This window comes from Streptomyces sp. ALI-76-A (assembly GCF_030287445.1).
Classification (GTDB): domain Bacteria; phylum Actinomycetota; class Actinomycetes; order Streptomycetales; family Streptomycetaceae; genus Streptomyces.
Genome location: NZ_JASVWB010000004.1, coordinates 176,610 through 189,027 on the forward strand (window position 1 = coordinate 176,610; position 12,418 = coordinate 189,027).

The 12,418-nt window shown below is 71.4% G+C and carries 10 protein-coding genes; 4 read left to right on the forward strand and 6 right to left on the reverse strand.

Features of this window, described 5'->3' with window-relative positions; genetic code table 11:
* Positions 1-16: 16 nt before the first annotated feature.
* Together QQS16_RS37375 and QQS16_RS37380 are read left to right on the forward strand one after the other, a co-directional pair.
* Complete coding sequence (locus tag QQS16_RS37375) at positions 17-880, forward strand: NAD(P)-dependent oxidoreductase (protein WP_286066978.1); 864 nt, start codon at positions 17-19, stop codon at positions 878-880.
* A 433-nt stretch (positions 881-1,313) separates the two neighbouring features.
* Complete coding sequence (locus QQS16_RS37380; RefSeq protein WP_286066979.1) at positions 1,314-1,973, forward strand: LamG domain-containing protein; 660 nt, start codon at positions 1,314-1,316, stop codon at positions 1,971-1,973.
* A gap of 37 nt (positions 1,974-2,010) precedes the next feature.
* Here the strand turns inward: QQS16_RS37380 and QQS16_RS37385 are convergent, their stop codons facing one another.
* The 6 genes from QQS16_RS37385 to QQS16_RS37410 form a co-directional block, all read right to left on the reverse strand.
* Positions 2,011-2,478, reverse strand: a complete 468-nt coding sequence (locus tag QQS16_RS37385) for a hypothetical protein (protein WP_286066980.1) — start codon at positions 2,476-2,478, stop codon at positions 2,011-2,013.
* A 158-nt stretch (positions 2,479-2,636) separates the two neighbouring features.
* The gene (locus tag QQS16_RS37390) at positions 2,637-4,679 is read right to left on the reverse strand and encodes a glycoside hydrolase (protein ID WP_286066981.1); all 2,043 of its coding nucleotides are present in this window, start codon (positions 4,677-4,679) and stop codon (positions 2,637-2,639) included.
* A gap of 132 nt (positions 4,680-4,811) precedes the next feature.
* Complete coding sequence (locus QQS16_RS37395) at positions 4,812-6,857, reverse strand: beta-galactosidase (protein WP_286066982.1); 2,046 nt, start codon at positions 6,855-6,857, stop codon at positions 4,812-4,814.
* Between the two features lie 60 nt (positions 6,858-6,917).
* Entirely contained in the window at positions 6,918-8,255 is a 1,338-nt protein-coding gene (locus QQS16_RS37400; RefSeq protein WP_286066983.1) for an ABC transporter substrate-binding protein, read from the reverse strand.
* 89 nt (positions 8,256-8,344) lie between these two features.
* Positions 8,345-9,295, reverse strand: coding sequence for a carbohydrate ABC transporter permease (locus tag QQS16_RS37405; protein WP_286066984.1), 951 nt, complete (start codon positions 9,293-9,295; stop codon positions 8,345-8,347).
* Positions 9,296-9,299: 4 nt separating this feature from the next.
* The gene (locus QQS16_RS37410) at positions 9,300-10,226 is read right to left on the reverse strand and encodes a carbohydrate ABC transporter permease (protein ID WP_286066985.1); all 927 of its coding nucleotides are present in this window, start codon (positions 10,224-10,226) and stop codon (positions 9,300-9,302) included.
* Between the two features lie 372 nt (positions 10,227-10,598).
* Here QQS16_RS37410 and QQS16_RS37415 point away from each other — a divergent pair, with 372 nt between their 5' ends.
* Both QQS16_RS37415 and QQS16_RS37420 read left to right on the forward strand, forming a co-directional pair.
* Positions 10,599-11,600: a LacI family DNA-binding transcriptional regulator gene (locus tag QQS16_RS37415; RefSeq protein WP_286068104.1), complete on the forward strand. Its 1,002-nt coding sequence runs from the start codon at positions 10,599-10,601 to the stop codon at positions 11,598-11,600.
* Between the two features lie 154 nt (positions 11,601-11,754).
* Entirely contained in the window at positions 11,755-12,285 is a 531-nt protein-coding gene (locus QQS16_RS37420) for a hypothetical protein (RefSeq protein WP_286066986.1), read from the forward strand.
* Positions 12,286-12,418: the final 133 nt, after the last annotated feature.

A 12,418-nucleotide genomic window follows, 5' to 3' on the forward strand; every position in this document is an offset into this window, starting at 1 on the left:
GCGACAGGGTCCCGGCATGACGCGTGCCGACGTGGGGATCCTGCACCCCGGCTCCATGGGAGCGCGGGTGGCCGCGCAGGCCGTGGCGGCCGGCGCCCGGGTCCGGTGGCTGGCACAGGGACGGTCGGCCGCCACCCGGGAACGGGCCGCCGCGCTGGGGCTCACGCCCGCCGCGAGCACGGCGGAGCTGACCGCCGAGTGCGGGGTGATCCTGAGCGTGTGCCCGCCGGCCGCCGCCCTCGACGTGGCCCGCCGGATCGCGGCCACCGGCTTCCACGGCGTCTACGTCGACGCCAACGCGATCAGCCCCGACCACATGGAGGAGATCGCCCAGGTGATGCGGGGCAACGGCGCGCGCGTGGTGGACGGAGGCATCACCGGGCCGCCGCCCCGCGAGGCCGACACCACCCGGCTGTACCTCTCGGGCGACGACACGGCGGTGGACACGGTCCGGACCCTGTTCGCCGGGACCCTGCTGACTCCCGTCGTGCTGGCCGGTCCGGTCGGCCGGGCCTCGGCGCTCAAGCTGGCCTTCGCCGCCTACAACAAGATCTCCTACGCGCTCGCCGCCGAGGCCTGCGCCCTCGCCGCCGGCCACGGCGTCCTCGACGACCTGCGCGACCTCGCGGCGCACCTGTTGCCCGGCACCCCGCTGGCCGCTCCGGAGCAGCTGGCGAGCGCGGGTGCCCGGGCCTGGCGGTGGGAGCCGGAGATGCGGGAGATCGCCGACGCCTGGCGCGACAGCGGCCTGCCCGGCACCTTCGCGGACGCCGCGGCGCACACCTTCGACCGGTGGCGGGCCCACAAGGACGACCGGACCGTGACGAGCGACCGCCTCATCGCCGACCTCATGCCCCCGCAGCCGGACGAGAGACGGTGACGACGGGAACAAGCCCCTGCCGACTGCCGACTCCGACTGCCGAGCGCCGACTGCCGAGCGCCGAACACCGACCCTGCCCACCAGGCCGACTCCTGACCCCGGGGGCCGATGGGTACGGACTTCCGGACGGGCGAGCCCGTCGGCGGCTGAGCGCCCACGCGCCGGCCCAGGCCCACCCGGCCGTCTCCTGACGCCGAGGGCGGCCGGAGCGGACGACTGTGCGGGGGAGGAGGGGAGCCTTCGCGATCGCCCACCGCCGCTCCGGCGCACCGCACCGTCTCCCGTTCCGGGGAGCGGCCGAGCGGACACCCGTACGCACCGCTCACTCCGTCGGGTGGAAGGCACGGCCCGACCGGTCGTCCGTCGCATGGACGCGGACCGCCGGGGGAGGACACCCGCGCGCCACCGCAGCCGAGGGACGAGGAGAGCGACGGTGACCCGAGCCGTTTTCACAGCCGATTTCGACTCGCCCCGCCAATGGGTCGCGGGCCGTTCCTGGGCCTATCCCGACGGCGGCCCGGTGAACCCGGACGACGACAAACTGGACCACCTCGCCACCGACCCCGCGTACTTCCGGGGCGGCGTGTTCCGGGCCACGCGCCGCCCCGACGGACTGTGGGACACGGGACTGCTGACCACGGAGGAGAGCGAGGAGGGTTTCACGCTGCGCGCCGGGGACCGGCTGGAGACCCGGGTGCGGCTGCCCACCGGGACGGGTGCCTGGCCGGCCGTGTGGACCTGGCTCGACGGCGGCCAGGAGATCGACGTGTTCGAGTACCACCCCGACCACCCGGACCTCCTGGAGTTCTCCAACCATGTACGCGGCGGACACCGCTACCACCGTGACGCGGCGGTGTGTCCCGGCGGCTGGATCGACCTGGCGGTGCGGTTCGGCGCAGCCAGCGTGACGTGGTTCCTCAACGGCACACCGGTCTACTCCGACGGACGCGGAGTGGGCCGGGACTGGTACGCCCACCTCATCGTGAACCTCTCCGTGTGCGCGGGCCGCTACCACCCGCCGCCCGAGCCGGCGGTCAGCGAGCTGTCCTTCGAGGTCGCGAGCCTGGTCGTGCACCGTGCCGGGGCACTCTGACGCCCGTGGCCCCTGGCGCGGTACGCCGTCGCCCCGGTCAGTCCCACAGCGGATATGTCTCCACGGGCGCCAGCCGCTCCGGCCTGCCGTCGGGGTAGGTGAGGGTCATCCGGCCGTAGTGCCGCAGGTCCGGGTCCTTGTCCCAGCGCTCGGGACGGTCGAGCCGGACGACGACCGGATACGAGCGGAAGGTGCCCTCCGCGCAGTACGGATCGCAGTCGTTGACGAGGTTGCGGCCCCTGGCCACCGCCTTGTCCTGGTCCCACTGGGACCAGCGCAGCGAGGTCAGCCTGCTGTTGCCGTCGCCGCAGGCGAGCATGAAGTCGGCCGGCCGCACCTGCGCCTGCCAGAAGCAGTCCACCAGCACGGTCCGCGGCGATGGCTGCTCCATGGACCGCGTGGCCGCGGGCGCCGCCTCGGGAGCGGCGGAGGCCGGCCCCATGGCCGCCACGAACACCGCGGCGGCACAGAGCGTCGCCGCCTTCGTCATCCCACGTGTGCGCATGTCAGCTCCCGCTGGTCCCCGCGTCCGGTCGGCCCGCCGGTACCGACGGTACGGCCACGACCGGGGACGCACCACTCGAACGGAGCAACGCCGAGAGCCCTGTCGCACCGCGGCGGACGCGGTGCGACAGGGCTCGGTGTGCGCGGGTGCCGGGACGGCTAGTCGGCCGTCACCTCGTCGGTCACGTTCGTGACCTTCCAGCGCTGGTTGGAGCCGGAGTTGGGCTGCCATGTCGTGACGGCCGCACCCTCGTTCGTCGCCTGGCCGCCGACCTCCAGGAGACGTCCGGTGGCCGCGTTGACCAGGGTCCAGGTGCCGTCACCGGTGGTCGACATGATCCACTCGGTGGCCCGGTCCCGCTCACCGGTGTCGGGCTCCACCACGGGCACGTTGTCCCGCACGGCCAGCCGCTTGCCCTCGGCGGGGTTGCTGAAGACGTACCGCTGGCGGGCGCCGGTCTCGCCGTACCGGGCGCTGAGCTGCCACTGCTGGGCGCTGGTGCCGTTGTCCGTGCCGATGACCAGGTTCGTGCCGTTGGCGCCGACGGTCACCGCCTTGCCGCTCTGCACGCCGGTCAGCGTGTACGTGTCGCCCTTGCTCAGCAGCGGGGCGTCCTTCGCGACACCGGACACGCCCTTGATGGCGAAGGAGGTCACCGACTGGGCGGGCACCGTGAAGGTGGCCTTGCGGTCGCTGACCTTGACCGGAGCCTGCGGCGCGAGCTTGCCGTCGGCGCTGGTGACCACCGGTGTGACGGTCGCGGCACCGCTGACCTTGCGGAACTTCGACAGGTCGATGGTGACCGTACGCGGCGCGGTGGTGCTGTTGACGTGGACGAGCGAGGCGCCCTTGCCGTTCGCGGTCACGGCGGCGGCGCTGGAGGTGTCGTCCACCTTGATCAGCTTGTCACCGGGCTTGATGAAGTGCGTGAAGTTGCGGGCGGTGTCGAACTTGGTGTTCGTGTAGATCGGGCAGGACTCCAAAGTGTCCTTCGAGGTGCAGCTGAACGAGAGCTGGATGCTGCCCCAGTTGCCGCCCTTGGCGGACTCGCCGCCCGGCTTCATGTTGTCGTAGTCCTCGACCGGCTGCCAGAACACCCAGGCGCTGGGCTCCAGTTCGCGCAGGTCGTTGACGATCTGCTGGGCCAGCCCGAGACCGGGCCGCATGTCGGTGAAGCTCTGCCCGTCGCCCCAGTCGCCCTCGACCTCGCTCATCCACAGCGGCTTGTCCGCGGCCTTGGCGAGGTCCCGCGCGGTGGTGCGCTGCCCGGTGCCGTAGGTGTGCACGTTCAGCTGGTCGACCAGGTCGCGCGAGGCCTGGGAGTAGGCGTTCCAGTTCTGGGCGAAGAGGGACGGGTTGGTCTCGTCCATCGCCGAGATCTCCGCCTTGACCTTCGCCTTCCTCAGCTCCGGCGCCAGCGCGGCGAGAACCTTCTGCTGGAGTTCCGGGCCGATGTGGGCGCCTTCCTGACGGCCGCCGACCGGCTCGCCGTCAGGGCCCAGACGCGTGCTCCAGTAGCCGGTGTTGGGCTCGTTGAACGGGTCGACGGTGTCGACCTTGATGCCCTCCGCCTTCTCCAGCCGCTTGGTCGCGCCCGCCATGTAGGCGGCGAAGTCGTCGACCGACTCGGCCTTGAGCTGGTCGGCGTTGGCGTCGAACCCACCGGAGACGTAGCCGCTCTCCGTCATGAACCACGGCGGGGAGTTGCTGAAGGTCTCCCAGTGGTCGATGTCCTTCTTGATGCGCTCCACCCACCAGCGCTGGGTGGCGTCGGCGTCCTTGTTCCAGTCGGCCGGGTCGTCGGCGCTCCACCAGTCGGTGTCCTCGCGGGTGGTGCCCGCGGGCGCCTTCCACCATCCCTCGACGGCGCCGCCGGCGCGCAGGTAGTCCTTGACGTCGGGGGCGTTGCCGCCGCCGATGTTGTACCGGGCGATGTTCAGCGCCAGGCCGTCGTCGCCGAAGAGCAGTTTCGCCAGCTTCTCGCGTATCTCCGGCGGGTAGTCGCCGGTGGCGTTGGCGAACCAGACCAGGCTGGTGCCCCAGCCCTCGAACTTCTCCTGCTTGTACGACGGGTCCGGCTGCACGGTGACGGAGGTGGCGGCCTGGGCCTGTGCGGGGACGCTGAGCAGGGCGGCCCCGGTGGCCAGGGCCGTGAGTGCGGCGGCCCCGAGGGACCGTCTGCTGCGGGTACGGCGTGCCATCGTGTGCTCCCAACTGGAGTGTGGTCGCTGCGATGTCCCCTCCCGCCACGGAGCGGGAGGGGACGGTCCTCGGACGGTGTGTGCCGTTCGAGGAGTCGTGCGTGCGGGTGCGGTGTGAAGCGGTGCCGGGGCTCAGCCGGCGGGCTGCCGCAGTACGGCGACGTCCCTGGGGCCGAGGGTGAGCGTGCCGTCGTCGGCGCCGCCGATCAGGACCTCGCCGGCGAGACCGGTCACCGGCACGGTGTCGTCGGTCCGGTTGACCAGGAACAGGAACCGGCTGTCGGCGTCGCGGCGCACGGTCAGTTCGACCAGGCCGCGTACCTCTTCGGGCAGTTCGCTCTCCACGCCGGCCGGTCCGAGCAAGCGCGGCAGCAGGGCGGTGAGCCCCTCGACGCCGAGCCGCGTGGACACGTAGGAGGCCGAACCGCCGCCGGTGGGACGCCGGGTCACGGCGGGCCGGCCGGCCTGCGTGCCGGTGCGGTAGCGGACCAGGACCTCTGTCTGCGGGTCGGTGACCGTGATCCGGTCGGTCCACAGGCTGCCGGTGGTGGCGTCGTCCAGCTCGACCGTGTCACCGGCGAGCAGCGGCCCGAACTCCTCGACGCGCAGGCCGAGAAGGTCGCGCAGGGCTCCCGGATAGCCGCCGAGCCAGACGTGGTCGTTCTCGTCGACGACCGCCGAGAAGTACGTGGTGATCAGGTGGCCGCCCTGCTCGGCGTACCGCGTCAGCTCCTTGGCGAGGTCGGCGGGGACCATGTGCAGCACCGGGGCGATCAGCACCTGGTGGCGGGACAGGTCGGCGCGGGTGGTGACGAGGTCGGCGCGGACACCGAGGGCGAGGAGTGCCGAGTACCAGTCGAGCGCCTCCTGCCGGTAGTCCAGCAGGGCCGTGGGGTGGGAGTCCTGTTCGCTCGCCCACCACGACTCCCAGTCGTACACGATCCCGACCCGGGCCGGCTCCCGGTCCGAACCGGCGACGGGGGCCAGGGTCTCCAGCGTGGCACCGAGCGCGGCGACGGCACGGAACAGCTCGCTGTCCGCGCCGGCGTGCGGGACCATCGCCGAGTGGTACTTCTCGGCACCGGCCGCCGACTGCCGCCACTGGAAGAAGCACACCGCGTCGGCGCCGTGCGCCACGTGCAGCAGCGAGTCGCGGGCCAGGTCGCCCGGCCGCTTGGCCACGTTCACCGGCTGCCAGTTGACGGCGCTGGTGGAGTGCTCCATCAGGAACCAGGGCCGTCCGCCCGCGATACCGCTGGTGAGGTTCGCGGAGAAGGACAGCTCGTCGCGGTCCTGGGAGCCGGGGTGGACGTAGTGGTCGTTGGAGACGAAGTCGATCTCCTCCGCCCAGTCCGGGTAGTTCATGCCCTTGGTGCCGCCCATCACCATGAAGTTGGTGGTGACCGGCACGTCCGGGGTGATCTCGCGCAGGATGTCCCGCTCGGCCCGCAGGTAGTCCTTCAGCGCGTCCGACGAGAACCGCTTGAAGTCCAGCTGCTGGGTCGGGTTCGGGTGCGAGGCGGCGAGCCGCGGCGGCAGGATCTGCTCCCAGTCGCCGTAGCGCTGCGACCAGAACGCCGTGCCCCAGGCGTGGTTGAGCGCGTCGAGCGTGCCGTAACGGGCGCGCAGCCAGCCGCGGAAGGCACGGGCCGCGTCGTCGGAGTAGTCGTACACGTTGTGGCAGCCCAGCTCGTTGGAGACGTGCCAGGCGACCAGGGCGGGGTGGTCCCGGTAGCGGTCCGCCATCTCCCGGACGAGGCGCAGGGCGTGCTCGCGGAAGACCGGCGAGGTGGGCCGCCAGTGCTGGCGGGCGCCCGGCCACAGGGTCTCGCCGTGCGCGGTGACCGGCAGGATCTCCGGGTGGGCGGTGCTCAGCCAGGGCGGCGGGGACGCGGTGGCGGTGGCCAGGTCGACGCCGATGCCGCCCGCGTGGAGCAGGTCCATGACCTCGTCGAGCCAGCCGAAGTCCCAGGTGTCCGCGCTCGGCTGGATGCGGGCCCAGGAGAAGATCCCCACGGACACGATGGTGACGCCGGCCTCCCGCATCAGCCGGACGTCCTCCTCCCACACCTCGCGGGGCCACTGCTCCGGGTTGTAGTCGGCGCCGTACGCGAGACGGGGGACGACGGGGTCACCGTCCGCCCCGCGCCGCCCGCGGGACAGGAGGGTGGAGATCATGATGGTCCTTCCGGTGGTGCAACGGGGGGCGGCGCGGGGTCCACCGCGCCGCCCGGCGTCCTACTTCTCGACGGTGAAGCCCTGCTCGTTGCCGTACTTGACGGAGGCGTCCTGCCAGGCCTTCAGGCCCTGCTCCAGGGTGGTCCCGGAGACGTAGGCCTTGCCGACGGTGTCGTTGAAGATCGAGTTGGCGTACTGCTGGAAGGGCAGGTACGACCAGTCGTCGGCGACGTTGGCGGCGGAGTCGGCGAAGATCTTGTTGGCTTCCTGGCCGCCGAAGTAGTCGAACTTGGTGCTCTGGAACTCGGGGTCCTGCAGCTCCGCGGTGGTCGCCGGGAAGGCGCCCTGCTTCACCCGGGCCTGCACGCCGTCGCCGGCGTTCGCGTAGTCGACGAAGGCGTAGGCGAGTTCCTTGTTCTTGCCCAGCGCGGGCAGGGCGAGCGAACTGCCGCCGTTCTCCGCGCTGGCCTTGTCGCCCTTGGTCCAGGCCGGCATCGGGGCCGCGCGCCAGTCACCGGAGGCGTTCGGCACGCCGGTGACGAAGTTGGCGGGCATCCAGGCGCCGCTGGCCAGGGTGGCGATGGTGCCGTCGCCCAGGCCCTTGTACCAGTCGTCGGTCCAGCCGTTGATCGGCGCGAGCAGCTTCTCGTCGATCAGCTTCTGCCAGGTCGCGGTGTACTTCTTGGCGCCCGCGTCGGCGAAGTCGACCTTCACGTTGGTGCCGTCGACCTGGTAGGGACGCGAACCGGCCTGCCACAGCATGCTGGTGGTGAAGCCCGCGTCGCCCGCGTCGTTGGCGATGTAGACCTTGGGGTCGGCCTTGTGCAGCTTGCGGGCCGCCTCGACGTACTCGTCCCAGGTGGTCGGGACGGCGACCTTGTGCTTGTCGAAGACCTTCTTGTTGTAGTACAGCGCCATCGGGCCGGCGTCCATCGGCAGGCCGTAGACGGCCTTGTCCTCGGTCACCGCGTTCCACGGGCCGGGGCTGTACTTGGAGGCCAGCTTGTCGGCGCCGTAGGGGGCCAGGTCGGTCAGGCCCTTGGTGAGGGCGTACTGCCCCAGCGCGAAGTACTCGACCTGGGCGACGTCCGGCACGCCCTTCTCGGCCGATATGGCGTTCGACAGCGCGGTGTAGTGCTTGTCGCCGGACCGCTCGCTGACGAGGTTGATCTTGACCTTGGGGTACTTCTTCTCGAAGTCGGCGGCGACCGACTTCAGGGTGGGCTCCCAGGCCCACACCGTGACGGTGCCGCCCTTCTTGAGGGCCGCCTGGACGTCCGAGGCGGAGACCGCCTTCTGGTCGGAGCCGTCCTCGGAGCCGCCGCACGCGGTGGCGCCCAGGGCGAGGGTGGAGAGGAGGGCGATGCCGCGCAGCAGGCGGCTCGTCTTTCTGCGCATGGAGGTGCTTCCACTTCTTCGTGGGTGGGACAGGGTGAGGGTGGGGATGACGCGATGTGGGGCTGAGGGGCGGCCCGGAAGCCGCGGGGTCACTCCTTGACGCTTCCCGCCGCGAGACCGGACTGCCAGTACTTCTGGAGCAGCAGGAACGCGGCGATCAGCGGCACGATGGTGAGCAGCGATCCGGTGATCACCAGGTTGAAGATCACGTCACCGCCGATCGTCTCCGCCTGGGAGTTCCAGACGCTCAGGCCCAGGGTCAGCGGATACCAGTCCGAGTCCTTGAGCATGATCAGCGGCAGGAAGTAGTTGTTCCAGGTGGCGACCGTGGTGAAGAGCAGCACGGTCACGATGCCGGGGGAGAGCAGGGGCAGGGCGACGGTGAAGAAGGTACGCGCCTCGCCGGCCCCGTCGATGCGGGCGGCCTCGAGGAGTTCGGTGGGGATCGCCTCGGTGGCGAAGACCCACATCAGGTAGAGACCGAACGGGGAGACCAGCGAGGGGATGATCACCGCCCACGGGGTGTCGGTCAGGCCCATCTTGCTGAACATCAGGAAGGTGGGCACCGCGAGGGCCGTGCCGGGGACGGCCACGGCACCGATGACCACGGCGAAGATCCCGCGCTTGCCGGGGAAGTCGAACTTCGCCAGCGCGTAACCGCCCAGGACCGCGAGGAAGGTGGCACCGCCCGCGCCGAGCACCACGTACAGCAGGGTGTTCAGGAGCCAGCGGGTGAACACGCCGTCGTCGTACGTGAACGTGTCCCGGATGTTGCTCCACAGGGCGAAGTCGTCGCTGAACCAGAGCCCGCTGGAGTCGGCGAGGCCCGCCTGGGTCTTGGTGGCGTTGATGACCAGCCAGATCAGCGGCACCACGGTGTAGAGGACCACCAGGGAGGTCAGCACCGTCAGCAGCACGCTGCGCTTGGGCCGGCCGGCGGAGTGGGGCCTGCGCGGACCGCGCAGCCGCGGCGTGCTCCTGACGGGGCCGGCGGGCCGGGCCGGCACGGAGGGGGAGTCGGTTGTGACAGGGGTGCTCATCGGGTCACGCTCCCTTGCGCATGCCGCGCAGCTGCACGACATAGGCGATCACCATCGTGATCAGCCCCATGATGATGGCCACCGTCGCGGAGTAGTTGTGCTGCTGGCCGTTGAAGGACAGCGAGTACGTGTAGAAGTTCGGGGTGTAGTCGGTGGTGAGGGCGTTGCGGGCCAGCGGCCGCAGGATGTTCGGCTCGTTGAAGAGCTGGAAGCTGCCGATGATGGAGAAGATCGTGGCGATCACGAGGGCCCCGCGGATCGCGGGCAGCTTGATCGCCGTGATGACGCGGATCTGTCCGGCGCCGTCGATCTCCGCCGCCTCGTACAGGGACTGCGGGATGACGCGCAGCGCCGAGTAGAAGATCAGCATGTTGTAGCCGACGAACTCCCAGGTGACGATGTTGCCGATGGACGCCAGCACCAGGTCGGGCGAGAGCGGGTCCGGCAGCGTGACGCCGAACGCCTCGTTGATGTCGCCGACCAGCCCGTACTTCGTGCCGTACATGAAGCCCCACATCAGGGTGGCGACGACGGCGGGCACCGCGTACGGCAGGAAGATCGAGATGCGGAAGAAGCTCTTGCCGTACAGCCGCCCGCTGTCCAGGGCCAGCGCCACCAGCAGGGCGATGCCCAGCATGATCGGCACCTGGATGCACAGGAACAGCGAGACCCGGCCGAGCGAGGCCCAGAACTGGTCGTCCTGGAGGGCCTGCGTGTAGTTGTCGAGGCCGACGAAGGTGTTCCCGCCGATGAGCTGGTTGCGGTAGAGGCTCAGATAGATCGAGTACACGATCGGAGCCAGGAACACCAGGGCGAACACGGCCACGAAGGGACCGATGAAACCCCACCCCGTCCAGGAGCGGCGGTCCCGTTTCGCCGGGGGTGGTGCCGGCCGCGCCTGGGCGGCCGCCGGCGGTTGCAGCGTCGTCATGTCGTTCCTCGCTCGTCCACGTCCTGGAACTGGCGGAGGCGGCCTGACATCCGTGGCCGGTGCCGCGCCCACCGCTGACGTCGACGTAAACATCAAGCCACCCGGGAAAGCGGTGAGCTGTTATGTTTACGTAAACATCCGATGGCGGCATGTCTACACTGCCCCGTTGACGGGGGTCAAGGGTCCCCGGGGTAACGGTGACGTGATCAGCGGTGGAGAGGTGGCGGACGGCGAGTGGACACGGCTGAGAGAACGCCGGCGAGCGTGCCCGGGCCGGCCGCGGAAGCGGTGGGCGAGCCCGCGGACCTGAGCGGCGGCGGGCCGAAACGCGCCCGTGGCCGCCCGCGGGGCGGCGGACGGGCCAGCGCGTCCATGGCGGACGTGGCCCGGCTGGCGGGCGTCTCCTCGCAGACCGTGTCCCGCGTGTCCAACGGTTACGCCGGCGTGAACGAGGAGACCCGCCGGCAGGTCCTCGCGGCGATGCAGGAACTCGGCTACCGGCCCAACAGCGCGGCCCGCGCCCTCAAGCGCGGCGAGTTCCGCACCATCGGCGTCATCACCTTCTCGCTGTCCACCACCGGCAACGTGCGCACGCTGGAGGCCATCGCCAACTCCGCGGCGCACGAGGGGTACGCGGTGACGCTGCTGCCGGTCGCCGTACCGACCCAGGACGAGGTGCGGGGCGCCTTCTCCCGGCTGGAGGAACTCGCGGTCGACGCGGTGATCGTCATCATGGAGGTCCACCTCCTGGACGCGGCCACCGTCACCCTGCCGCCGCACGTCCAGGTCGTGGTGGTCGACTCCGACGCGGGCGACCGCTACACGGTGGTGGACACCGACCAGGCCGGCGGCAGCCGCGCGGCCGTCCACCACCTCCTGGACCTGGGACACCGGACCGTATGGCATCTCGGCGGTCCCGAGGACTCGTTCGCCGCCCAGCGCCGCGCCGACGCCTGGCGCGGGGCTCTCGCCGAGGCCGGCCGTGCCGCGCCGCCCCTGGTGCGGGGCGACTGGTCGGCGGAGTCCGGCTACCGCGTCGGCCTCGAACTGGCCGCCCGCGAGGAGTGCACCGCCGTCTTCGCGGCCAACGACCAGATGGCCCTGGGCCTGCTGCGCGCCCTGCACGAGCGCGGGCGGCACGTGCCGGACGACGTCAGCGTCATCGGCTTCGACGACATCGCCGAGGCGAGTTCCTTCCTGCCGCCGCTCACCACCCTGCACCAGGACTTCGCCGAGGTGGGCCGGCTCTGCGTGGAGGCGGTGCTGCGCAAGGTGCGCCAGGAGGGGCCGGAGCGGGGGACGACACTGGTGCCGACCCGGTTGGTGCTGCGGGCCAGCACGGCACCGCCGCCCGGGCACGGGGGACGGGCCTGACGTAGGAGCGGAGCCGGTCGGAGGCGACCGGAGCCGCTCGGCCGGTGTGGCCGAAGCCACTTCGCCGACGAGGTCCGGGCCATGCCCTCGGGGTCTGACCTCGGGCTACCGTGCTGTGCAGTCTCCCTGTCCCCACGCAACAGTTCGGACGGCCGTGCTCGCAGACCTCTCCCCGCTCATAGCGGCGACCGCCCAGTGGCTGACACGCGCCTACCCGTCGGGCGGCGGCGCGCTCGCCTCCGCCCTCTGCGAGGTACAGGCCCGGCAGGCCGTGACCGTCGCCGCCTGGCTGCGCTACCCCACGCCGATGGACGCCGCGCTGGTCCGGATGGCCGGCTCCGGCGGCTCCGCCCGGCTGGACCGGATCACCGGCGGGGACCGCGCGGGCGCTCCGGAGGCGGACGAGGACGCCTGGCGGACCTGGGTCGACGAGGTCGTCGCGAGCTGGGCGGCCTGCCTGCTCACCGACCCGGAACTGGCCGCCCTCGCGGTGACCGCGGTCGCCGAGGACGGTCACACGGCCGCCGGTGCGGCCCTCGAGTTCCGCCGCCTGACCGCACCCGACGAGACGGACCGCCGGGCCGCGGCACTCCTGCGCCACCCCGACCTGCTCGCACCCGTGGCCGCACTGCACCAGGGTCAGCTTCTGAACCGCTTGGGGCAGGGGCGGATGCTGATCGCCTGACGTCGGGGTGGGCGTGCCGGTCTCCCGTGCGGGTGGCTGTGCTGATCGTCCGGGCCGGCAGGTCGTCCTCGGCCGGATGTGCCCGCTCGGGGGAGGGCGGTGGAGGCGGGTCCGGGGTGTGTGCCGGGGTCGG

Coding starts and splice junctions, on each gene's coding strand:
- QQS16_RS37375 (WP_286066978.1), top strand. CDS start 17: ATGACGCGTGCCGACGTGGGGATCCTGCACCCCGGCTCCATGGGAGCG.
- QQS16_RS37385 (WP_286066980.1), bottom strand. CDS start 2,478: ATGCGCACACGTGGGATGACGAAGGCGGCGACGCTCTGTGCCGCCGCG.
- QQS16_RS37390 (WP_286066981.1), bottom strand. CDS start 4,679: ATGGCACGCCGTACCCGCAGCAGACGGTCCCTCGGGGCCGCCGCACTC.
- QQS16_RS37395 (WP_286066982.1), bottom strand. CDS start 6,857: ATGATCTCCACCCTCCTGTCCCGCGGGCGGCGCGGGGCGGACGGTGAC.
- QQS16_RS37400 (WP_286066983.1), bottom strand. CDS start 8,255: ATGCGCAGAAAGACGAGCCGCCTGCTGCGCGGCATCGCCCTCCTCTCC.
- QQS16_RS37405 (WP_286066984.1), bottom strand. CDS start 9,295: ATGAGCACCCCTGTCACAACCGACTCCCCCTCCGTGCCGGCCCGGCCC.
- QQS16_RS37410 (WP_286066985.1), bottom strand. CDS start 10,226: ATGACGACGCTGCAACCGCCGGCGGCCGCCCAGGCGCGGCCGGCACCA.
- QQS16_RS37415 (WP_286068104.1), top strand. CDS start 10,599: ATGGCGGACGTGGCCCGGCTGGCGGGCGTCTCCTCGCAGACCGTGTCC.